This window comes from Aeromonas sp. s12 (genome assembly GCF_040907925.1).
Classification (GTDB): Bacteria; Pseudomonadota; Gammaproteobacteria; order Enterobacterales; family Aeromonadaceae; genus Aeromonas; species Aeromonas veronii.
Genome location: NZ_JBFOCT010000013.1, coordinates 132,469 through 155,056 on the forward strand (window position 1 = coordinate 132,469; position 22,588 = coordinate 155,056).

The following is a 22,588-nucleotide window of genomic DNA, read 5'->3' on the forward strand; positions in this document are numbered from 1 at the left end:
TACCAGTTCGTTTAAACGGGGCATATTCTACCAGAGTTTTGCGCCCCCGGTCACATATCCATGCCGCAGTTCCCATCAGGAGCCTGATAGCAGGAAATCGTTTTTCTGTTGTTGGCCTTTGTCACCGAAAAAGAGTGTCAAATGGCCTCAGATAAAGGCCTTGAGGGCCGAGAGTGGCAGCCGTGTCCCCGCCAGATAATCCTGAATGCACTGCCATACCAAGGGGCTGCGCAGGGCCGGTTTGCATTCCGCTATTTCTTCCAGAGTGAGCCAGTGGCAAGCCAGCACATCACCGTCAGGATCCTCTGGATGGTGTTGACCGGGCGCTTTTTCAAGGTCGAAGATGATGGCGGTGCGCACATAGGTGGCCTCGCTGTCGGCCGGTTTGAACAGATAGGTGCCAAGCCAGGCGGTCGGCGTGGCGGTCAGACCCGTCTCCTCTTTGAGCTCGCGGCAAGCCGCTTCAAGCAGGTTTTCTCCCGGCTCCACATGGCCGGCGGGTTGGTTGAAGCGGCGCTGGCCTTTTATCTCCTCTTCCACCACCAGAAAGCGCCCCTGCCACTGCACCAGGGCGGCGACCGTCAGGCGCGCCTCCATGCGGGCGTGACTGGTGGTCGATTGCTCTGCCTGATTGCTCATCATGACTCCTTGTCGTTGCTATTGGGATTGCCCGCTCGGGCCGGTCGGCGTGCCGTTCCTCGACCACTGCTGCGGGGTTTGCCGCTGGTCGGGTTTGAAGTTGAACGCTCGGTTGGGTGAGTGGTGCGGGGGCGCTCGTCCCGTCTCGGCTGGCTGGGCCGCCGTGGTGCCTCCCCTGTCGGTTTGGCCGGTTTGGCGGTATGAGCGCCTGAACGGGATGAGGAGGGACGTGGGCGGCTGTTGGAGAGCGGCGCCAGCTCGGGGGCGGGCAGGCTGCGGCTCTCGCCGGGTGCCAGTCCATCGAGGGTCCAGTCACCGATGGCGTAGCGAATAAGGCGCAGGGTGGGGTGGCCGATATGGGCGGTCATCCGCCGCACCTGTCGGTTGCGTCCCTCGATGATTTTGATCTCCAGCCAGCTGGTGGGGATCTCCTTGCGCTCGCGAATGGGCGGATTGCGCGGCCACACCGCAGGTTCATCCATGATGCGCGCCCCGGCGGGCAGGGTCATGCCGTCATTGAGCTCCACCCCGGCGCGAAGGGCGGCCAGTTTCTCCTCGCTCGGGATCCCTTCCACCTGCACCCAGTAGGTCTTGGGGGTCTTCTCCCCCGGCTGGGTGAGGCGCGCCTGCAGCTTTCCATCGTTGGTGAGCAGCAGCAGCCCCTCGCTGTCGCGATCGAGCCGCCCTGCGGCGTAGATGCCGGGCTCTTTGATGTAATCCTTGAGAGTCTCGCGGCCCGCCTCGTCGGTGAACTGGCAGAGCACCATATAGGGCTTGTTCAGCAGGAGCAATTTGCGATCCGCTGGGGCCAGCTCCGGTTTGCGGGGGGAAGCATGGCGGGGGGCTGCTGGTTTGGCCGCCGTGCGCGGGGCGTTATCGCGCGGCGCACGGATGACAGAGAGACGGGAGCGGGGAGATTTCATCGGATACACACTTCAGACAGACGATGGCAGCGAGTGTACCACAGGGTGCTGAGGGCAGGATGAATGGCTGGGGTTTCAACAAACAGCGCCCAGAGCTAATTCGCCTAGCGCAGCAGGCTCTCGATTTCGCCTAGCTCAGCAGGCTCTCGATCACGATAGCCTGACGGGCGGGGGCCGAGCCTGCCTGCAACAGAGCGTGGCTGACCACATCCTCGATCATCGCCTGCGCCAGTCGGGTGAGGGGGCGCAGAGTCTCCCGCCCGCAGCCGGTCGGCACCGCCAGCAGAATAATGGTCTGCACCTGCCCGATTTGAGAGCCCCACTCGATGGGCTCCTTGCAGCTAAGCAGAGTCAGCGCTGGCTGGCTGATCCCTTCGCTCAATACATGAGGCATGGCAAGGCCGGGGCGGATGATGGTGGCCGAGACCTGCTCGCGCCGCTCTACCGCAGCGGTCAGTGTGGCGCGGTCGGTGACCAGTTCGACGGGCAGCAGATCGATCAGATGCTCGAGCGCTTCGGCTTTGGTCAGCGGTTCGGGGTTGTAGGCCAGCTGGCGCAGGGCAAAATGGTAGTCGGGCAGGGCGTTGGCCAGTCGCAACTCCGCCAGCGCGGCGGTGCGCGGGCGCACCAGTGGTTGACCCAGTTCCCCGCACCAACAGGTAAAGGCCATGTGGGCCAGCTCGGCATCGCACCCTTCAATCTGCAACTGGCAGAGATCGCCGGGTTGGGTGGCGAGGGTCAACAGGGAGAGCTGGTTGCTGGCGGCAACGATCTGGCGCCGGGTGAGGTTGGCGCAGCGGATGGTGGATTTGAACATCCTCGCCAGCCGGTTCAACTGCTTGGCCTGGGTGATGCTCAACCCCTGCTGGCAGTAGAAGGTGATTTCGCGGGTCAGCATCAGGCCGGGATCGGCAGGGCCTTGAGTACGGCGTTGGCATCCAGCAGCACGGTTTCCAGTCTCACCTGATGGATGGTGCAGCCGAGGAAGCGCTCTTTCTGCTCAATCTCGATATCGGAGGCAATCAGCACCAGGTCGGCGCTGGCAATATCGCGGGCGGTCAGCATGTTCTCCATGCCCATGGCGCCCTGAGTCTCGACCTTGATCTTGAGTCCCAGCCCAGTGGCGGCTTTTTGCAGGGCATCGGCAGCCATATAGGTATGGGCGATACCGGTCGGGCAAGCGGTGACGGCGACGATCTTCATCTGCTCTCTGTGATGCTGACAAGGGGGAGCAACAAGATAGCGCCAGTGGGGGGCTTTTACCAAAAGCGCATATGAAAAGTGGGATCTTGATGGGGATATGCCTGCCCCTTGAACGGTAGTGCAGGCTCATGCCGGGCCAGCCGGAAGTGGTTTTTCCCCAAACAACAAGGGCCACCCCTGTGGGTGGCCCAGATCAATCTGCGTCTGTTGTTATGGCTATCAGGCGGTCTGGGCAGCCAGCTCGGCGGCTTTCAGTTCGCGCTTGATGCGGCGGATCTTGCGCTCCTCGGCGACCGCGACACAACCCATCAGCACCAGACAGGCGGCGGCTGCGATATCCAGCGCCGCGAAGGTGCCGGTCCAGCCGGTCAGACCGAAGATGGGGGTGCCATCGGCGATCATGCCCAGACCCAGTTTGGCGAAGCTGTCACCAATCAGGTAAGCGAAGGTGCCCTTGACGCCATCGGCTACGCTGATGCCCTGCTTGGGGACGAAGCCCACGGCGGCGACGCCGATCAGCAGTTGCGGGCCAAACACCAGGAAGCCCAGGGTGAACAGGGAACCCAGGAACATAAACTGGGTGGTCGCATGCTGGTAGAGACCCAGGGTGGCGATGATCAGCGCCAGTGCCACACAGGCAACCAGACCACGACGGCCGTTGGCCAGATCGGAGAGGTAACCCCACATCAGGGTGCCGACCAGAGCGCCCACTTCGAAGAAGGTAAAGCCCTGAATAGCCACGTCTTTGGAGAATCCCAGCTCCTGGTGTGCATAGACGGTGGACCACTGGTCGATACCGATACGCACCACGTAGAGGAAGATGTTGGCAAAGCAGAGCAGCCAGATCACCTTGTTGAGCAACACGTACTTCACGAAGATCTGCCACTTGGTCAGCTTCTGCTCTTCGGTAGCGATATCCTCTTCGCTCGCCACTTCGTCAAACAGCTCTTCCACCTTGCCAAGACCATAGGCTTCCGGTGAATCGCTACCAAAGCGCAGGCCGATAAAGCCGACGATCAGCGCGATGATGGAGGGGAAGATAAACATGCCGAGCACGTTGCCATCGAACAGGTAGTTGGCACCGAACAGCGCCACACCGGCTGCACCTGCACCGCCCACGTTGTGGGAGAGGTTCCACATACCCAGATAGGTGCCGCGCTTGTTGCGAGGGGTCCACTTGGTGATGGTGGAGTAACTGCACGAACCGCCACAGCTCTGGAAGAAACCGCTCAGGGCGTAGAAGAAGATCATGAAGTAGAGGCTGAAACCGGTGCCGCCCATGCTGGCACTGAAGCCCAGCATGCAGAGTGCGGAGAGGATCAGCATCAGCGGCAGGAACTGCTTGGTGTTCTTGCCGTCGGCATAGTAGGAGACGATGGTCTTGCCCACCCCGTAGGTGATGGAGAAGCCAAGGCCGATCATGCCGAGCTCGGTCATGGAGAGACCGTACTCCTGGATCATGTCATTTTGCGCAATGTTGAAGTTCTTGCGGATCAGATACATGGTCAAATAGCCAATAAATACAACCAGATAAGATTGCATAAACGGCTTGAACCAGAGCTTGCGCCGGGCTTCGACCGGCAGGTCCAGGGTGGGGACCCGGACCTGTTGGAGCAATTTCAACATCTTCGTTCATCCTCTGCGAGATAGACGGTATTTCCGCCGCGCCCCTCATTTGTAGATAGGTTGTTCGAGGTCACGCCACGGAAGGGGGAACGGAACGTCGGGGCTGTCAGCCGTTGCTGCGCTCGACGCTCCATCCATATAAACCCGGGCCCGGCACGGGATGACGGGGCGCATTGCCCGTCGCGGTGCGGGTCACGACATCAGGTGGGGTGACTCTAATAAGAGGGGCAAAAAATGGCTTGAGAGCCATCCCTAGTGGGGCTAGGAAATTTTCCTAGTTTTTGCGCTTTCGCGGACAAAGCGTGAGAAACATCACACCGCTGACGCCAGATTGCTGCCATTTCAGCCAGTTTGGCGCTTTGTGTAAGGTCTGGGCTGAGGAGGGGAGAGGTCAGAAGGGAGCCAAGGAAAGGCAAGGAGAGAGGTGAAGGGATAGACGAGGAAGAGTGCTTATCGACCACTATTTCTCGGGGGGCGATATTGGGAAATACGGCTCGCCAGCCATCCCAAAAACAAGAGGCCACCCCGTGGGGTGGCCTCTTTTATGCTCTACGAGCCGCGATGGCGAGGGGCTCTCAGGCCGCCTTGGCCAGGGTCACCTCGTCACTCTTCTTGACCCGCAGTTTTTTCAGGGCAACCGCGACCACGCCTGTGACGATGGCACCGCAGATCATGCAGAGCAGGGCCAGCAGCGGCTTGTTGACGGCGCCCAGCAGGGCCACGATGGGGCCACCGTGGGCAACGCTGTTGGTGATGCCGAACAGGAAGGCCATCACAGCGGCGGTCATGCTGCCCAGAATGTTGGCCGGGATCACGGCCAGCGGGTCACGGGCGGCGAACGGAATCGCCCCTTCGGAGATACCCACCAGACCCATGGCACCGGCGGCTTTGCCCGCTTCGATTTCAGAAGCATCGAAGATACCGAGCTTGCGACCGAGCACGGTCGCCAGCGACATGCCAAGGGGCGCAGCCGGGATGGCGCAGGCCATGGCACCCATAAACTGGGTCTGACCGGAGGCGATCATGCCGACGGAGAAGAGGAAGGCCACCTTGTTGACCGGGCCACCCATATCAAAGCCGGCCATACCACCCAGCACGATACCCAGCAGCACCAGACTGCCACCGCTCATGGAGAGCAGCATGGCGTTGAGGCCGGTCATCATGTCGGCAATCGGGGCACCGATGATGAAGATGAAGACCGCAGCGATAAAGAGCGACCCGACGATGGGGGCGATCAGGATCGGCACCAGCGGCTGCACCATCTTGTGGTACTGACGGGTGGCGATCCAGCGCACCAGATAACCGACCAGGAGGCCCGCAATGATGGCACCGATAAAGCCGGTACCGGCATCCGCGCCGTAGAAGCTGCCGTTGTTGGCGATCCAGCCGCCGATAAAGCCCGGTGCCAGCGCCGGACGATCGCCGATGGCGTAGGCGATATAGCCCGCCAGTATGGGGATCATCAGGGTGAAGGCGGCCACGCCCACGTTGAGGATCTGGTTCCACATGCTCCCTTCCGGGATCTGCATGCCGCTCGGGGTCGGGTTGCCGCCGATGGCCAGTGCCAGCGCAATCAACAGACCACCTGTCACTACAAACGGGATCATGTGCGATACGCCGTTCATCAGGTAGCGATAGAGATCCGAGCTGCCGCCGCTGGCGCGCTTCTCGTCACCCTTCTTCTCATCCTTGTCTGCCACATAGGCGGGGGCTTTCAGAGCCTGCTCAATCAGACCCTTGCCATCCTTGATGGGGGCTTTTACGCCGGTCTTGATGAGGGGCTTGCCAGCGAAGCGGGCCATGTCCACCTGCTTGTCGCAGGCAACCACGATGGCGGTGGCGCGGGCGATCTCGTCTGCGGTCGGGCTGTTCTTGACGCCGATGGAGCCGTTGGTCTCCACCTTCACCTCATAACCCAGCTCCTTGGCGGCGCGCTCCAGCGACTCGGCAGCCAGATAGGTGTGGGCGATTCCGGCCGGGCAGCCGGTGACACCGATGATAAAGCCTTTGCTGGTGGTCGGTGCCGCGCTCTGCTCCTCTTTCTTGGCCAGCAGCAGCGCCAGCGCATCGGCCGGGGTGTTGGCCGCCAGCAGTTTGGCGATAAAGCCCTCTTCGATCAGCTTGGCGGAGAGCTCGGCCAGCACCTCGATATGGTGGTTGGCGCCGCCATCGGGGGAGGCGATCATGAAGAAAATATGGGACGGCTTGCCATCTTCGGCGCCGTAGTCGATGCCGTTGCGGCTGATGCCGATGGCGACCGCCGGGTTGCATACCGCCGCACTCTTGGCGTGGGGCAGGGCCACGCCCTCTTCAAAGCCGGTGTTGCCCAGCTCTTCGCGGGCCCACAGATCCTTGATAAAGGCCTGCTCGTCGCTGACCTTGCCTTGCGACGCCAGCAGGCGGGCCATCTCGGTGAAGACCTCTTCCTTACGCGTCGCTTTCAAATCGAGGTTGATCAGATGTTCATTGATCAAGGTGGTGATCATGGCGCTCTCCCCGCTTCCGGTGACGGAAGCTATGCGTGAGTACGTATCGACGTACTGGATAAAAATGACCTGATCATTATCGCGGCTCGCCCGTACCCTCCCTATCGGACAAATGTGCTAATCACTGGATTTTTGTGCGAAGAAAAACGAGATGTGATGAAGATCCCGTTTTCAGGCAGGACTCGCCATTTTCAGCCGACCATCCATTTTTTCTTTAAAAACAGATAAATGAATTGATGTCAGGCTCACCGTCAGGTTTGTAATGCGCCATGTCAATAAATTAATCATCAGCAGGGTCTGGATTTATATGTGGTTAAACGGTGCCATCAGATGTGACCCTTCTCACAAAAAGTCGCCATTTCGCCGGGCGGATTAGGATTTTTATGCGCCATTTCTCCCCCTGCCTTTTGCCCTCGCGAATAGCGGGTTGGCGCGCCCTGGAATGATGCCAGGGCGAGCTTTAATGAGTCCCCAAACCTCTTCGTTGGAAAAAATAGTTTGTTGCATATGCCATAAACTGAGCGTATACATGGCATATGCCAATTACGGCGGCATCATGATCAGACGCTTATCGAGCCGAATGATGCGTGACTAAACCAGTAAAAGTTGATGCGTACGGCTCTTCATCTGGTTGCTGCAAGAGGCTGGGAACATGGCCATGCCAACCGGCAAGCCTGCGGGAAGATCCTGAACAAGGGGACTAATGCAGAGTGGCAAGGGGCAGGGCCGGAATATCAACAGTGATAGCAGGAGGTCAAATGACCATCATCACAGCCATTCCGATGAATGACGACCATATCGCAGGACATTTTGCCAAGGCAGAGCGCTTTGTATTCGTAGATGAACAGGGGAGCACCCTGGCAGAGATCGCCAATCCGGTGGCTGGCAACGAGTGCAAAAGTGCGTTGGCGGAGCTGCTTCAGGCGCAGGGAGCCCGTCGTATCGTGCTGAAAAATATCGGTAGCAAGATGCTTGGCAAGCTGCTGGGCAGTGGGCTTGCCGTCTATCAGGCCAGTCAGGGGCGTCTCGCTATGGCTGACATGCTGAGCAATGAGTCGGGCAATCTGACCGAGCTGACATCCGCTGAACAGGGCAGTGCATCGCGCTGCGCCGAGGGGGCTGGCCATCACGGCAAGGGAAGCCGTCAATGCGCTCCCCGTGGCCGCCTTGGCAAAGGGGGTTGCTGCAAGTCAGCCTCCGGACAACAGCAGGGCTGTCAGGGTAACCGTCAGCGCAACCACAAGAAATGTTGTGAAGAGTAAGCACTACCGCTAGGCCGAACTGGAGGGGAACGTTGATGGAAAACCTGAATCAAGAGGGTAAGCAAATCCCCTCCATAACCAAGATTGCACATATGCCTGTCACACTCTTTTCAATCATCATGGGGCTGACGGGGGCGGCGATTGCCTGTCGCAAGGCATTTCCGGATCTGCTGCTGTTGCAGTCGGCAGGGTTCCTGTTCGGGTCTTGTCATCCCTGCTACTGGCGACGTTTCTGGTGATGTATGGCTGGAAAATCCTCAGACACAATGACGAGTTCCTGCATGAGCTGAAACACCCGGTCAGGATCAATTTCTTCCCGACCATCTCAATCAGCTTGCTGCTGCAATCCGCCTACTGGGCCAGCTGGCATGATGCAGCGCTGGCCCTCTGGTCGGTGGGAGCCAGCTTGCAGTTGCTCTTCACCCTCTACATCATGAGCAACTGGATCCATCGCGACCATTTCACAATCACCCACACCAACCCGGCATGGTTTATACCGATTGTCGGCAATATCGTGGTGCCCCTAGGTGGCATGCCGCTTGGCTTTCACGAGATCAGCCTGTTCTTCTTCAGCATTGGTCTTATTTTCTGGTTCTCTCTGCTGACCATAGTGCTCTATCGGCTGTTCTTTCATGAGAGCCTGCCCGAGAAGCTGATGCCCACCATGTTTATTCTGCTGGCACCGCCCTCCATCGGATTTATCTCGTATAGCGAAATAGCCAGCTCCGGCGATCTGTTTGCCCATGTCATTTATTATTTTGCGCTGTTTGTATTTATCTTGCTGATGTACAACACCCTCACTTTTTTGAAACTGAAATTCTTTCTCTCTTCGTGGGCGTACTCATTTCCACTGGCGGCATTTTCCGCAGCCTCGGCCATGTTTGCCGACGCAACCGGGAATATCATTCCATATTATCTGGCCAAAATAGTGGTGTGTGCCCTGATTGTATTGATCATCTGGTTAATCAGCATGACAGTGCAGTCATTCTATAAAGGTGAGATTTTCACACCGGAGAAATAACGTGATGAAAAATTATCGAGAGATCAATAAAGAACAACACCAGCTTGGCTCTGCTTATCGCAAGAGCAGCCCGGATACCATGAATGCGTTTATTGCGCTGCACAAAGCCGTTATGAAAGAGGACGAGGCGCTGGCGCTGAAATATCGGGAAATGATCGCCCTCGGTATTGGTATCGCTTCCCGCTGCGATGGCTGCATTGCCGCCCATGTTGCCGGGGCCGTGAAGGCCGGTGCTTCGCGAGCGGAACTGATTGCCACCGTGGATGTCGCGGTATTGATGGGAGGCGGCCCCTCCATCATCTATGGCACCCAGGCACATGCCGCCATCGAAGAGCTGCTCTCCTAGCACTCTGTTCTCAACATGCGAGTGGCCAAATAGCGAGTGAATAGATCAAGTGGATGAATATCAATCAGAGAACTATCAACAGACCATGATGTCCCACGCCCGTTGCATGGTGTGTGGCACTCATAACCCGGATTCACTGGGAATTCGCTTTTATCAGGGGGAGGAAGGGACGACGGAAGGGCTGTTTATTGCCAACCAGCGCCATCAGGGTTACAGCGATATTTTGCATGGCGGCATGACCAGCACCCTGCTCGATGCGGTGATGACACATGCGTTGCTGCAACGGGGAATAAGAGGATTAACAGCGGAGCTGAGCGTTCGTTTTATTGCTCCCATCGATATTGGCAGCCAAGTAGCGCTGTCGGCCAGAATAGTCGACCAGCGTCACGGTATCTATCGCCTGAATGCCGTAGCGTCGGTCGGCGGGATGATTGTTGCAAAAGCATCGGCCAAATTTATCAAGCCGAAAGCCAATAACAGGAGTTAGCGTGATGAAAAAAGAGAGTGTGGTTTTACCAGAAATGGATATCGGTATTTCAGCCGCCGATCGCAAGAAAATTGCAGATGGATTGTCGGCACTGCTTGCCGATAGTTACACCCTTTATTTGATGACCCACAATTTTCACTGGAACGTAACCGGCCCGCAGTTCAACAGCCTGCACAATATGTTTATGGATCAATACACCGAGCAGTGGAATGCGCTGGATGTTATCGCCGAGCGGATCCGCGCATTGGGCTTCCCCGCACCCGGCACATATAAGGAGTTTGTCCGTCTCTCCTCCATTGAGGAGGTCGAAGGGGTTCCCTGTGCCAGTGAAATGCTCAAACATCTGGTGTTGGCGCAAGAAGCCACGGCGAGAACCGCCAGAAAACTGTTCGATCTGGTCGATGCCGTCAATGACCAACCCACTGCCGATGTGCTGACCCAGCGCATCGATATTCATGAAAAAACCGCCTGGATGCTAAGAAGCATGCTCTCCTGATGACACGGGGCTGCCATATTCTGTGGCAGCCCGATCCTCCCTTACCTGTTTGGTCCAACCGAGCCTTTTGGTTGCTGTCGTTTGGTTCGATAGCGATGCACGAGCCAGTCAATTCCCGCCATTGCCGCCGCGACGCCAATCATGATCAGAGTGAGGCGGCCGCCCTCCTGCCATGAGAGCAAATCCAGATAAAAGTCCTGCCGAATAAATTCTGGGATCAGGCCGATAGGCAAGGTAATAGCCAGATAGGATATAAATTTTCTGAAAAACATATGGTCAGGTTTTGGAGTCTATTTGTATTGGTCCATCAAGTTTCTTGTTAGCTGTTAACGGTCAGTTGAGATAGCTATTTACCTCTGCCCGAGTCGTGAAACGGTGCTTGTCGTTTGGGAATCGATCAAACAGCTCGCGATGGAAGTGGCGGGAGCTTTTACTGGCTCGCTGCCCATATTCCGATGCCCACACCAGCAGTTGTTGAAAGTTCTTTTCCGCTGCCACTGCATCCCGTTGCCTGGCACTTTGTGATCCGCGCGATAGCAGTGAATCACGGCATACCGACCAGTCGAGATCCAGAAAAAGCAGGGTATCGGCGGCATCAAGCAGTTGCTCGGCCAGGGCACCAAATACCCCTTCGACCACCCATGATGGCTCTTGAGCAAAGGTTTGAATGGCATAGTCAATCTCATGCTGGGGCCGTTTTTTGTTAAACCCGCCCGGTTGCCAGATAATGGTGTCCAGATTGACCTCGCGGATAGTTAACTGCTCAGCCAATCTAGCCGCCAACCAGCTCTTGCCCGATCCAGAGTTGCCAATAATCAGAATACGTTTCATCTATGAGCGCTCTTTTCTGGAACAGATATCTGGAAGCTGGAAAGTCGATGTGGCTCCGAGCATATCCGAATACGAATCGCTAAGCTAACTTACACTCTAGCAAGTTGGATTTAAAATAAAAATATCAACTCTTGAGTTGTCGAAACATATAATCTATTTCATCTTGCTCTGTTCTTATGTGAGAGAGAATTTTAGCTGGTGATTCTTGTTCTATTTTGTCGGGTTCGTCTTCATAACTTGAGTACTCATTTATATCATCCAGAAGTTCTGAGATTGAAACGTGTTCATTTATTAAATCAAAATCATCTGAAATAAGTAGTTCATAGTCGAGAGAGAGATTGTCAATTACTGATGAAGCAAATGATTCTAAGTCTACCTCGTTGTGACATTCATAAAACCCATGGGTGTTTTTAATGATGTAATTGATATCTGATTCAAGCTGTTCTCTCAACGCATTTTTAAGGTGATATTGAATTGATGGGAAAATAGCATCATCCTTAATACATTGATATATATACTCCAGCTCTCCGGCGTTGAATATACCAAGAGATATTAGACTTTTGTAAGTAGTGGTTTTTACGCCAAACTCAACTCCTGAACCTAGAATATTTGACAGTGTGTCTGACGACAGTCCTTTAGGTAATGAAATAGATGTTTCATTAAATAAGTTAATGGCGTTGGAAATGTTTATATTCTTATGTGATAAATTTCTCATGCCTAAATCAAGAGAGGTGATAAATTGTTGACTTATGTTTCCGCTGAATTTTTTAAGCATAAAGTCAATGATTTCATTAGCATCATGTTTTTTATTTTATTTGATTTTATTAAGTCCGAGTAAAATTTAACAACAAGGTTGTTATTTAGGCTGTTAATTAGTTTCTTTGCTTCAGATATGCTACTTATTTTATCTATGACATAGTCTGTTACAGATGGGTTGAAGTGAGTGTAATATATTAAATCATTGCTTATGTGACGTAATAGAATTGAGCCACATACTAATCTTGATGTATGAAAAAAGTCTTTAGGTTGGTTTGTTGTCGATGTGAAGTTATATTCAGTAAGGCCTTGCTCATATGCCACTTCAAGTTCTTGTTCTGATATTTTCCCTCCAGCTGCAATGCAGATTTTTACTAAAATTCTAGCCTGTTCATCAAGTTGAACTGTATAACAATGATCCCAAATTTGATCTGGATGTTCAAGATTATCGTACACAAACTGAGAAAGTGATTTTTCATTTTTGTTTTCTAAGTTCATGGTAAATGCGATCAGTCTAGGATTGAAGTTTCTATGATTTATAATCTTATTGTAAAATCCATCATTTATTATATCTTCTTTCCACTCTAATGGAAGGGGACTATGCCATAGATGGTTATAAAGAATTTTTGCTTTTGTTAGTTTAGAGTAACTGTTGATATTTACGATATATTGGCGCGAGGTAAGTTTAAATGAACGATAAGACTGGCTCATAACTTCCGCTTTGTGAATTATATTTGTCCTCGAAGTTAGAATTAGTCTCTTGTTGGGTTCGTTTTTTAAATGCTCTATTATTTTTACAATATTGTTATCTTGGCTTCCTGAAATGACACTGAAGTAATTAGAACCAAGGAAATCATCAAAGTAATAGATGGTTTTTTCTTCTGGATTGCTAAAGTTGAAAGGATGGTTAGTAACATCCCCTTCGATTACTTCAACGGTATAGCCTCTTTTCATATGTACTTGACATAAATATTCAGCTAGCGTGGTTTTTCCTACACCAGGCTCACCAGAAAGAACGACAACATGTTCGCTATTTAATGATGACAGTGCAGGATGAATATCTTCTGTCATAACAAAAGTTTTATTTATTTTATTCAGTCGCGACAACAGTATAATTTCACGAGATTTAATTGCTGGGTGAAGAAAAAGTTGTAAAACATTTGAGCTCTCAGACCATAGTTTATACCATCGAATTAGTACATCTTGGTTATGTCGTAATAGCGAGTTAAGGTCATCATTTCCAATGATGTCTGAGACATCAAGATTCACTCCCGAAAATGCACTTTTAATTTTATCTTTGTTATTTGGGCTAAGATTCAATGATGTAACGAAAACATATCTTTCTGGGTTGAGCTCTTTTACTTTTTGGACTTCGTTAAGAGCTATTTCTCTGAGTAGCTTATCGACACCTGATTTACGATAATGCTTTGATTGAATAATTATAGTTCCATTTATTGTACTTGAACGGCCATCAATTCCAAAATCACGGCCAGGTTTAAATGATTCAATTTCCCAACCATAAGCACATGAAAGTAGATCATTGACAAAGTCTTCAAATTCAATGTCGGTAAGTTCTTCGAATGTATATTTTTTCATGGTTTGAGCATTTTTTTAAATGGTTGAGTCTATTTTTGAATGGAAATGTATAAATTTTATTCGAGAAGATTAGTTTATTTGATTTTTTTAAAAAGAAAGTTATTTATTGCCAGCCTTTAGTTAGAAACCCTAAACATTAATTATTTCAAGCCATAGGTTATATTAGTTAAGCGTGATCAGGCGAGCGCGAGGGATTTATCACTAGATCAATTTATTGCAGACACGCTACCGCCCGTGGATTACAGCCTCCAGCCTGCTATGGTTATCCGGCGATGTGGGGGGATGGCGAAACGGCTGCACAGGGTTATCTCTGCAAGAGTGGTTGCCAAGTGAGGCATATTAATCGAGTGAGGGGTAGGGTGAAACCGCAGTCGGGCAAAAACCTGCCAAGGATCAATAAATTACTTATTAAGTGGCTGCTATCGGTTCGCTTGGCACAGCAACCGCAGGCAGAGCTTCATCTCTTGCCGGATACAACCGCCACTCAATACTCCAGAAACTTCTCGCCGCAGCGTTCGCAGATCAGATGTTTTACATGGGTGGCCTGATAGGCGAGGGTCTGGCCGAATACCGCATTGGTCAGGCTGCTGGAGCGAAAGGCTTGCCAGAAGGTTTTGCGTGGATCCTTGGGCATGATGTCCTGGCTGTGATCGCGGGCGACCAGCACCACGATATGGCGGGTATGCTCGCCGCATTTGTCACAGCGATGGATTTCACTCGGCGGATTCTGGTCGTGCGGGTTGCTCATAAATGGGCTCGTGCAGAGAGGGGGCCCCCATCATATTCCTCTCCACTTGGCTCTCAACCTTTCTGGTCGAGGGCGTGTGCCGGTTGTGAACAGGATCACCTTTTGTGGCGTAACGCAGACTTGGCCGTGGTGGCAGCCTTTGCGACGTGCTTGTGAGAGGGGATGCCCATGCTGGCCAATACCCGGGCGGCGTTCTCTTCACAGGGCATCTCGTCGGGTTTGGACTCCACCAGCCGGATCAGGGTCTGCAACTGCTGCTTGCTGTGGGCAAGTCTGGCCTCCAGCGCCTCTATGTCGTTCACCTTGGCCTTGAGTGCCGCCAGCAGCGGGGCGTGTTGCCAGGTGCTGATATCCGCCGGTACCAGCTGCTTGATCTCGTCGAGGGAGAAGCCTGCCTGTTGTGCCTGGCTGATGATAGTCAGCAACGGCACTGTCTCGGGTGGGTAGTCGCGATAGCCGTTGGCCCCCCGTTGCACCTTGTTGAGCAGGCCCCTGGCTTCGTAAAAGCGGATAGCCGAGGCCGCCATGCCGGTCTGTTTGGCCAGTTCACCGATCTTCATCTTGCCTCCTGGGCTGCAGGTTGATGGCCCCTGACGTTAAGGCTGAGGGGCGGGTGCCGGGAGATTCTAGGGTTAAAGCTCACTTGAATGTCAACGGCCCTGAGCAAGCAAGGGTTGGGTGGATAGCCTTTCCTTGGTCGTAGCGGCATCTCGACAAAGGGCTTGACCTTCAAGTCAGCTTCAAACTTATGGTGGGGCCCTCACTACTGAGGAGATCGCCATGAACCCATTTACTCCCCTGACCCTGCCAAATGGCAGCCAGCTTATAAACCGCCTCGCCAAGGCAGCCATGGAAGAGAACATGGCTGACCGTGATCATGCCCCCTCCGAGGCGCTGATCCGCCTCTATCGCACCTGGGCTGAGGGCGGCGCTGGCCTTATCATCACTGGCAATGTGATGGTGGATGGACATGCCATGACGGGAGCGGGGGGCGTGGTGCTCGACACCCCGGCGCTATCCCCACAGCTGGCCGGGCGTTTCAGGGCCTGGGCCGAAGCGGCCAAAAGCGGGGGCGCCCAGATCTGGATGCAGATCAACCACCCCGGTCGCCAGATGCCGGCGGCGCTGGGGCAACCTACCCTGGCACCTTCCGCCGTGCCCATGGCGCTCGGCAGTTTCTCCAAACAGTTCTCTCCGCCCAGGGCCATGAGCGAAGCCGATATTGCCGAGGTGAAAGCACGCTTTATCAATACGGCGCTGTTGGCACAGCGTCTCGGCTTTGACGGAGTGCAGATCCACGCTGCGCACGGTTATCTGCTAAGCCAGTTCCTCTCGCCGCTCACCAACCAGCGCCACGATCGTTGGGGCGGCAGCCTTGAGAATCGTGCCCGCTTGCTGCTGGAGATAGTGCAGGGGATCCGTGAGCAGGTGGGGGAGCGCTTCTCGCTGTCGGTCAAACTCAACTCCGCCGACTTTCAGCGTGGCGGCTTCAGTACCGAAGATGCCAAGGCTGTGGTCGACATGCTCAACCCGCTCGGGGTGGATCTGGTGGAGCTCTCCGGTGGCAGTTACGAGGCGCCCGCCATGCACGGTCAGGCCCGCGATGGCCGCACCCTGGCGCGGGAAGCCTATTTTCTGACGTTTGCCGAAGAGATAGTGGGTGCCGCTCATATGCCCGTGATGGTGACCGGGGGGATCCGCCGTTATCCGGTGGTGGAACAAGTGCTCGGCAGCGGAGTGGCGGTCGTTGGCATGGCCACCGCGCTTGCCATCGCCCCGGATCTGCCTGCCAGATGGCGCCGTGAGCAGGCGGCAAGCGCCGAGCTCAGACCCATCCCCTGGCGCAACAAGGTGCTGGCTTCGGTAGGTTATATGGCGATGGTGAAATATCAGCTGCGGCGGCTGGGCCGAGGTCAGCCGAGCCACCCAAAGGTTGCACCATCGCTGGCGCTGGCTTGCCAACAGTGGCAAACCCTGCTTGGCAACGCCCGCTATCGGCGCTGGATCAAGGCGCAGGAAAAGTGAAGAGAGGGTGATTCGCAGGCGGGCGAGCCAGCCAGGCCAGCTTAGGCCGATGCCCGCTTCTGCGGTTTGTTGGTGAGCGGTGATGATATGGCGGGTGGGGGCGAGCTCGGGCTTGCCCAGCCAGCTCAGGCAGACTCCCGCTTTTGTAGATTGGGGGTGATGATATGGCGGTTGGGGGCGAGCTCGGGTTGCTGCATCCGGGTCAGCAGTCGTTTTGCCGCCTGACGGCCGATTTCGCGGGCCGGTGAGCTGACAAAGGTAAGGGCGGGGGAGGTCAGTTCGGCCTCCGCCACATCGTCAAAGCCGAGCAGGGCCACCTGCTGGCCGATGTAGTTGTCCTTGCCCACGGTGCGGCCGCTCGCCTCGACACCATAGATGGCGCCGAGCGCCACCTCGGGGTAGTGGCAGAGCACGGCGGTCACCTTGGGGTGCTGGTGCAGCAGCTGGGCGATGGTGTCGGCTGCGCTGCGCTGGGTGCGCTCGCACTCGAGTACCCACTCCGGTTTGAAGGGCAGGCCATATTGCAGCAGGCTGGCGCAGTAGCCGCCGATCCGCTCGGCGCGGGTGAGGGAGTCGGCTCGCCCGCCGACGTAGGCGATATGGCGGTGGCCCTGCTCGATAAGGTAGGTGGTGGCCTGCTTGGCGGCGTGGGTGTTGTCGGGGCCGATAAAGTCGACGTCATCCCGATAGTAGGAGCGGGCGGCGCACACCACCGGCAGTTCGGAGTCGAGCAGGGTCTCCAGGGTTTTGGCCGCCGCGCCGCGCACCGGATTGAAGATGATGCCCGCCACCCCCTGCCGTGACAGGGAGTGGATGCTCTGCTGCAGCCGCTCCGGGCTGTGGCCGCACTGGGTCAGAAACAGCAGATAGCCCTGCTGCTCCAGCACCTCGCTCACCCCGGCGGTCACCTCGGTATAGAAGGGGTCGGTGATGTCGCGCAGGATCAGCCCCACCAGATTGGATTGCTGGCTGCGCAGGTTGGCGGCGGCGCTGTTGGGCACGTAGTCGAGCTCTTTTATCGCCTGCTGCACCCGCTCGGCGGTGGCCGGCGAGATACGCCCCTTGCCGTTGAGCACCATGGAGACGGTGGTGACCGACACTCCCGCCCGCTGGGCGACATCGGTGATCTTGGTGGCTTTGGCAGAGAGGGATTTGGGCGACATAGGGCGAACGGACGACGGACAGTTGAAAGCGAGGCCCCAGCATACCTGCTCAGATGCTCAAGTGAAACGTTACATCACCATTGGGCCGATCCGGCTCACAAATTTGGATCCTGCTGCCAGCCAGCCCCCTTATTCTGTGATCCTGTCGGCACTTGTAAGTTGATAAAACGTTTTATCATCCAGCAAAACCTGATGCTGACCCGCGCCTTTTGCTTCGAGATTGCTTCGAGATTGCCTCGAGCGGGGGAGGGTAGCCGCAGATATTGCTGTCTATTCACAAGGAGCCGTTTCATGGCCAAGCCTCAAGCCAAATCCACTATCTGGGAGTTCCTGCAGAGCCTCGGCAAGACTTTTATGTTGCCGGTCGCCCTGCTGGCCTTCTCGGGCATCCTGCTCGGTGTCGGCAGCTCGCTCACCAGCGATGCGGTCAAACAGAGCATGCCCTTCCTCGACAATACCGTGCTGCAACTGCTGTTCCTCTGGATGACCAAGGTGGGGCTGGTGGCCTTTATCTACCTGCCGGTGATGTTTGCGGTGGCCATTCCGCTCGGGCTGGCGCGAGAAGAGAAGGGGGTCGCAGCCTTTGCCGGTTTCGTCGGCTATGCGGCGCTCAACCTCTCCATCAACTTCTACCTGACCGTGGCCAACGTCATCGGTGACGCGGCGGCGGAGAAGGCCTACGGGGTGAAATCGATCCTCGGCATCAGCTCCATCGACACCGGTATTCTGGGGGCTATCATCGTCGGGGTGATCGTCGCCAAACTGCACGCCCGTTTCTACACCTACAAGATGCCCGATGCGCTCGCCTTCTTCGGCGGCGCCCGCTTCGTGCCCATCATCACTGTATTGGTGCTGGGTGTGGTCGGCTTGGTCGTGCCGTTCGCCTGGCCCTGGTTTGCTGCCGGTATCAACGGTATCGGGGCGCTCATCTCCCACGCCGGTCCCTTCGGCCCCTTCCTGTTCGGTACCGGTGAGCGTCTGCTGCTGCCGCTCGGTCTGCACCACATTCTGGTGGCGCTTATCCGCTTTACCGAAGCGGGCGGCACCCAGCTGGTATGTGGTCACGAGGTGAGCGGCGCCCTCAATATCTTCTACGCCGAGCTCTCCTGCGCCGACACCACCGGTTTCTCGGTTTCTGCCACCTCCTTCCTCTCTCAAGGCAAGATGCCTGCCTTCCTCGGCGGCCTGCCGGGCGCGGCGCTCGCCATGTATCACTGCGCCCGCCCGGAAAATCGCGGCAAGATCAAGGCACTGCTGGTCTCCGGCGTGGTGGCCTGCGTCATCGGCGGCATCACCGAGCCGCTCGAGTTTCTGTTCCTGTTCGTGGCTCCGGTGCTCTACGTCATTCACGCCATCCTGACCGGTCTGGGCTTTATGACCATGGGGCTGCTCGGCGTCACCATCGGCAACACCGACGGCAACCTCATCGATTTTCTGGTGTTCGGCGTGCTGCAGGGCACCGCCACCAAGTGGTATCTGGTGCCGGTCGCGGCGGCCATCTGGTTTGCCATCTACTACAGCGTGTTCCGCTTTGCCATCGTGCGCTTTAACCTCAAGACCCCCGGCCGTGAAATCGAGACCAGCGAGACTGCTCAGCCCGCAGGCAAGAAGGCCGGCAACAGCGGTTACAACGGTGAAATCATCCTCAACGCCCTGGGCGGCGCCGATAACATTCTGGCGCTCGATAACTGCATCACCCGCCTGCGGATGTCGGTGCAGGACATGAGCAGGGTCGATGACAAGGTACTGAAAGCAAACGGCGCCATCGGGGTGATCAAGCTCGACGAGCACAACCTGCAGGTGGTGATCGGCCCGCAGGTGCATCTGGTGAAAAACCAGCTGCAGAGCCTGATGGGGGCCTGAACCGGCCAATAAGATCCGAACGGGGGGCGCAAGCCCCCCTTGTTTGCCTCTCCCAATATGTCTCCTGTTTATGGAGGGAGAAAATTCATGCACGATATTTATGACTTCGACCATGTGGTCGGCCGCCACGGCACCTACTGCACCCAGTGGGACTATGTGGCCGACCGTTTTGGCCATGCCGATCTGCTCCCCTTTACCATCTCCGATATGGATTTCGAGACCGCCCCCTGCATTCGCCAGACGCTGGCAACCCGCCTTGAGCACGGGGTATTTGGCTACAGCCGCTGGAATCACGACGACTTCAAGGGGGCGGTGAGCAACTGGTTTGCCCACCGCTACGGGGCGAGCCTTGACCCCGAGACGCTGGTCTACGGCCCCTCGGTCATCTACATCATCGCCCAGCTGGTGAGCCTCTGGTCTGCGCCCGGCGAAGGCGTGCTGGTGCATACCCCCGCCTACGACGCCTTCGGCAATATGCTGGCCGCCAACGATCGTGTACTGCTCTCTTGCCCGCTGATAAAGGGGGAGGGGAGCTACCAGATCGACTGGGCCTGCTTCGAGCAACAGGCGGCCCGCTCCGATTGCCGGATTTTGCTGCTGTGCAGCCCCCACAACCCCACCGGCCGGGTCTGGACGCGGGATGAACTGGGCCGGATGGCCACTATCTGTCAGCGCCACGGGGTCAGGGTCATCTCGGATGACATCCATATGGATGTGAGCTTTGCCCGCTACCTGCCGTGGAGCGAGGTGGCACCGGACGATCACTGGGCGCTGGTGAGCTCGGGCTCCAAATCCTTCAATATTCCGGCCCTTGGCGGCGCCTACGCCTTTATTGCCAACGCAGCGGCGCGGACCGCCTATCTGCAGCGGCTCAAGGCGGCCCATGGCCTCTCATCGCCCCCCATTCTCGGGGTGCTGGCCCATATCAGCGCCTATCGGGACGGCGCTGGCTGGCTCGATGCGCTCAAATCCTACCTGCACGGCAATCTCGCCCATGTGGCGGCGCGGCTCAACGCGGCTTTCCCCGCCATCGACTATCGGGTGCCCGAGGGAACCTATCTCGCCTGGATTGACCTGCGCGGCCTTGGCATCGACTCCCCCGAACGGATGGATGCGCTGCAAACCTTGCTGGTGGAGAAATACCGGGTCGCCATCATGCGTGGAGACACCTACGGCCCGGAAGGCACAGGCTATATCCGCCTCAACGTCGGCTGTCCGCGTTCAAAGGTCGATCAAGGACTCGACGCTCTGATCGGCGCTCTGGGGGAGCAGGTGTAAGGCAAATCCATTCAACATGAGAAACATAACGGGGCCATCAGTGATGGCCCCGTTATGTGGGGCAATATAAAAAACCGCCCCGAAGATCCGGGGCGGTTTTTTTATTTGGTGATACCGAGACGAGTCGTCTGGGTGGGTAAGGGCTCAGCGATAGCGGCCACGTACCGAGCTGCTGGCACGGCCGGCCATCTTGATCAGGCTCTGGCGGGTGTGCAGGTGGCAGAGCGCGACGCCGAGGGCATCCGCTGCATCCGCCTGCGGGGTGGCGGAGAGTTTCAGCAGATGGGTCACCATATGCTGTACCTGCTCCTTGGCGGCGCCGCCGGTGCCGACCACCGCCTGCTTGATCTGGGTGGCGGAGTATTCGCTCACTGGCAGATAAGCGTTGACTGCGGCGACGATGGCGCTGCCCCGGGCCTGTCCCAGTTTCAGGGCCGAGTCGGCGTTGCGGGCCATAAAGACCCGCTCGATGGCAAACTCGGTGGGCTTGAACTGGGTGATGATCTCGCATACCCCGTCATAAACCTGCTTGAGGCGCTCCGGCAGCTCGCCGCAATCGGTGCGGATGCAGCCAGAGCCAAGATATTCGGCCTTGCCGCCCACGACCCGGATAACCCCGTAGCCGGTGATCCGCGAACCCGGATCGATGCCCAAAATAATGCTCATGGGTGTTGATTGCTCTAAACGCGAGTGATGGCCGCCAAGATAGCAAACTGTGGCACGTTTGGCTGTATGTCCCTGGTCAAGCGGGCAAAGATTGGCCAGCCTGCGTCGGGCGTGGCTACCCCTTGAACAATTCTATGGTGTCGCCATCCTGCAGGCTGCCGGCACCGCGCACCACCACCCGGTCCCCCTGCTTGAGGGCGCCGCTCACCGCCACCTGCTGGCTGTCGCCAAACAGCACGGTGACCGGCACCCGATTCACCTTGAGCGCCTTGCCGCTTCTCGCCACCTGATAGACCACGCTGCCATCGGTGCCGAGCACCAGAGCGTCACGGGGCAGCAGCATGCTCTGCTGATCCCCCAGTGGCAGGGCAACCCGTACCGGCGAGCCGATGATGAAGGTGCCCGCTTCCGGTTTGAGGCGCAGCTCGATGAGGCGCGACTTGGGATCGGCGCTGGCGGCTCGCTGGTAATAGACGCCGTGACCGCTCAACTGCTCCCCCTCCACCCGCAGCCGGGTTTGCGGTGCCAGCTGCTGGGCCCATAGAATGGGGGCCTGCAGGCGGATATCCGGCTGATCCGGGTTGACCAGCTCCAGCGCCTGCTCGCCCGCGTCCACATGCTCGCCGGGCTGGATGAAGTGGTTGTTCACCACCCCGTCGAACGGGGCATAGATGTGGCTGCGGCGCAGCTGTTCTTCAATCTGGTTCACCTGTATGGCGGCCAGCCGCTCGGCCAGCGCGGCCTGCTCCACATCGTAGCTGGCCTTGTCGTACTGGCTCTGGGAGGCGCTCTTTTGCTGGTGCAGTCGGGTGATCCGTTGGGATTCGGCGCGGGCGAAGCGCAAGTTGCTCTGCCATTTCGCCTGCTCGGCGCGAGCTTGCTCCAGCGAGAGGCGCAGTGCCGCGCTGTCGAGGCGCAGTAGCTCATCCCCTTTTTTGACCCGGCTGCCAAATTCGGCGATCCACTCCACCCGGCCGCTCACTTCGGCGCTGAGTGCCGCCTGCTGGCGACTCGCCACCGTGCCGCTGACCCAGATATTGGCGGCCGCATCCCCTTGGGTCACATCCGCCAGGGTCACCATCTTGCCCTGATCGGCCAATACCGGTAGCGCACTGCCTGCAATCAGCACCGCGCCAGCCAACATTCGGGTAATCATATGTGTCATCGATGAGC

Annotated in this window: 24 protein-coding genes; 9 read left to right on the forward strand and 15 right to left on the reverse strand. The window is 56.6% G+C overall.

Annotated features, from left to right (window positions below; translation table 11 throughout):
• Positions 1-147: 147 nt before the first annotated feature.
• From AB5Y67_RS06040 to AB5Y67_RS06065, 6 genes are all read right to left on the reverse strand, one after another.
• Complete coding sequence (locus AB5Y67_RS06040; protein WP_042082454.1) at positions 148-639, reverse strand: NUDIX hydrolase; 492 nt, start codon at positions 637-639, stop codon at positions 148-150.
• Positions 639-1,562, reverse strand: coding sequence for a 23S rRNA pseudouridine(2457) synthase RluE (rluE, locus tag AB5Y67_RS06045; protein ID WP_199428674.1), 924 nt, complete (start codon positions 1,560-1,562; stop codon positions 639-641). The genes AB5Y67_RS06040 and rluE overlap by 1 nt, the downstream gene beginning before the upstream one ends.
• A 130-nt stretch (positions 1,563-1,692) precedes the next feature.
• Positions 1,693-2,460 carry a PTS sugar transporter subunit IIA gene (locus AB5Y67_RS06050; RefSeq protein ID WP_199428675.1) on the reverse strand — a complete coding sequence of 256 codons (768 nt, stop codon included), beginning with the start codon at positions 2,458-2,460 and terminating at the stop codon, positions 1,693-1,695.
• Positions 2,460-2,765, reverse strand: a complete 306-nt coding sequence (locus AB5Y67_RS06055; protein WP_005334611.1) for a PTS fructose transporter subunit IIB — start codon at positions 2,763-2,765, stop codon at positions 2,460-2,462. Before AB5Y67_RS06055 ends, AB5Y67_RS06050 begins: the two co-directional genes overlap by 1 nt.
• 219 nt (positions 2,766-2,984) lie before the next feature.
• A complete protein-coding gene (gene uhpT / locus AB5Y67_RS06060; RefSeq protein ID WP_005334609.1) occupies positions 2,985-4,391 on the reverse strand; it encodes a hexose-6-phosphate:phosphate antiporter in 1,407 nt (468 codons plus the stop codon).
• Between the two features lie 575 nt (positions 4,392-4,966).
• A complete protein-coding gene (locus AB5Y67_RS06065; protein WP_199428676.1) occupies positions 4,967-6,877 on the reverse strand; it encodes a fructose-specific PTS transporter subunit EIIC in 1,911 nt (636 codons plus the stop codon).
• 758 nt (positions 6,878-7,635) lie between these two features.
• Between AB5Y67_RS06065 and AB5Y67_RS06070 the strand changes: the two genes are divergently transcribed.
• The 6 genes from AB5Y67_RS06070 to AB5Y67_RS06095 are packed head-to-tail and all read left to right on the forward strand — an operon-like array spanning position 7,636 to position 10,489.
• Complete coding sequence (locus AB5Y67_RS06070; protein ID WP_005361981.1) at positions 7,636-8,139, forward strand: NifB/NifX family molybdenum-iron cluster-binding protein; 504 nt, start codon at positions 7,636-7,638, stop codon at positions 8,137-8,139.
• Between the two features lie 35 nt (positions 8,140-8,174).
• A complete protein-coding gene (locus tag AB5Y67_RS06075) occupies positions 8,175-8,378 on the forward strand; it encodes a hypothetical protein (RefSeq protein ID WP_234915224.1) in 204 nt (67 codons plus the stop codon).
• Positions 8,345-9,160, forward strand: a complete 816-nt coding sequence (locus tag AB5Y67_RS06080; protein WP_234915225.1) for an SLAC1 anion channel family protein — start codon at positions 8,345-8,347, stop codon at positions 9,158-9,160. Before AB5Y67_RS06075 ends, AB5Y67_RS06080 begins: the two co-directional genes overlap by 34 nt.
• 4 nt (positions 9,161-9,164) lie before the next feature.
• Entirely contained in the window at positions 9,165-9,506 is a 342-nt protein-coding gene (locus AB5Y67_RS06085) for a carboxymuconolactone decarboxylase family protein (protein WP_005353600.1), read from the forward strand.
• Positions 9,507-9,555: 49 nt separating this feature from the next.
• Entirely contained in the window at positions 9,556-9,993 is a 438-nt protein-coding gene (locus AB5Y67_RS06090; protein WP_234915226.1) for a PaaI family thioesterase, read from the forward strand.
• Between the two features lie 4 nt (positions 9,994-9,997).
• On the forward strand, positions 9,998-10,489 hold the full coding sequence (locus AB5Y67_RS06095) for a Dps family protein (protein ID WP_005334596.1): 492 nt from the start codon (positions 9,998-10,000) through the stop codon (positions 10,487-10,489).
• Between the two features lie 41 nt (positions 10,490-10,530).
• Here AB5Y67_RS06095 and AB5Y67_RS06100 read toward each other — a convergent pair whose 3' ends face one another.
• From AB5Y67_RS06100 to AB5Y67_RS06125, 6 genes are all read right to left on the reverse strand, one after another.
• Entirely contained in the window at positions 10,531-10,761 is a 231-nt protein-coding gene (locus AB5Y67_RS06100; protein ID WP_234915227.1) for a hypothetical protein, read from the reverse strand.
• A gap of 61 nt (positions 10,762-10,822) precedes the next feature.
• Positions 10,823-11,320 (reverse strand): AAA family ATPase, encoded by a 498-nt coding sequence (locus AB5Y67_RS06105; RefSeq protein ID WP_199428677.1) that lies wholly within the window; start codon positions 11,318-11,320, stop codon positions 10,823-10,825.
• 124 nt (positions 11,321-11,444) lie between these two features.
• Positions 11,445-12,095: a hypothetical protein gene (locus AB5Y67_RS06110; RefSeq protein WP_199427288.1), complete on the reverse strand. Its 651-nt coding sequence runs from the start codon at positions 12,093-12,095 to the stop codon at positions 11,445-11,447.
• The gene (locus AB5Y67_RS06115; protein WP_325793612.1) at positions 12,068-13,672 is read right to left on the reverse strand and encodes a restriction endonuclease; all 1,605 of its coding nucleotides are present in this window, start codon (positions 13,670-13,672) and stop codon (positions 12,068-12,070) included. Before AB5Y67_RS06115 ends, AB5Y67_RS06110 begins: the two co-directional genes overlap by 28 nt.
• Before the next feature lie 484 nt (positions 13,673-14,156).
• Positions 14,157-14,420 (reverse strand): hypothetical protein, encoded by a 264-nt coding sequence (locus AB5Y67_RS06120; protein ID WP_199427286.1) that lies wholly within the window; start codon positions 14,418-14,420, stop codon positions 14,157-14,159.
• A gap of 95 nt (positions 14,421-14,515) precedes the next feature.
• The gene (locus AB5Y67_RS06125) at positions 14,516-14,980 is read right to left on the reverse strand and encodes a MerR family transcriptional regulator (RefSeq protein WP_199427285.1); all 465 of its coding nucleotides are present in this window, start codon (positions 14,978-14,980) and stop codon (positions 14,516-14,518) included.
• A gap of 220 nt (positions 14,981-15,200) precedes the next feature.
• Between AB5Y67_RS06125 and AB5Y67_RS06130 the strand changes: the two genes are divergently transcribed.
• A complete protein-coding gene (locus AB5Y67_RS06130) occupies positions 15,201-16,445 on the forward strand; it encodes an NADH:flavin oxidoreductase/NADH oxidase family protein (RefSeq protein WP_199427284.1) in 1,245 nt (414 codons plus the stop codon).
• A 125-nt stretch (positions 16,446-16,570) separates the two neighbouring features.
• Here the strand turns inward: AB5Y67_RS06130 and AB5Y67_RS06135 are convergent, their stop codons facing one another.
• Positions 16,571-17,608, reverse strand: coding sequence for a Mal regulon transcriptional regulator MalI (locus AB5Y67_RS06135; protein WP_103252222.1), 1,038 nt, complete (start codon positions 17,606-17,608; stop codon positions 16,571-16,573).
• A 291-nt stretch (positions 17,609-17,899) separates the two neighbouring features.
• Here AB5Y67_RS06135 and malX point away from each other — a divergent pair, with 291 nt between their 5' ends.
• Together malX and AB5Y67_RS06145 are read left to right on the forward strand one after the other, a co-directional pair.
• Positions 17,900-19,471, forward strand: a complete 1,572-nt coding sequence (gene malX, locus AB5Y67_RS06140; protein WP_199427283.1) for a maltose/glucose-specific PTS transporter subunit IIBC — start codon at positions 17,900-17,902, stop codon at positions 19,469-19,471.
• 87 nt (positions 19,472-19,558) lie between these two features.
• A complete protein-coding gene (locus AB5Y67_RS06145) occupies positions 19,559-20,749 on the forward strand; it encodes a MalY/PatB family protein (RefSeq protein ID WP_199427282.1) in 1,191 nt (396 codons plus the stop codon).
• Between the two features lie 144 nt (positions 20,750-20,893).
• On the opposite strand, the gene ruvC is transcribed toward AB5Y67_RS06145, so the two are convergent.
• Together ruvC and AB5Y67_RS06155 are read right to left on the reverse strand one after the other, a co-directional pair.
• On the reverse strand, positions 20,894-21,415 hold the full coding sequence (ruvC, locus tag AB5Y67_RS06150; RefSeq protein ID WP_005334512.1) for a crossover junction endodeoxyribonuclease RuvC: 522 nt from the start codon (positions 21,413-21,415) through the stop codon (positions 20,894-20,896).
• Between the two features lie 115 nt (positions 21,416-21,530).
• Complete coding sequence (locus AB5Y67_RS06155; protein WP_120415680.1) at positions 21,531-22,580, reverse strand: efflux RND transporter periplasmic adaptor subunit; 1,050 nt, start codon at positions 22,578-22,580, stop codon at positions 21,531-21,533.
• Positions 22,581-22,588: the final 8 nt, after the last annotated feature.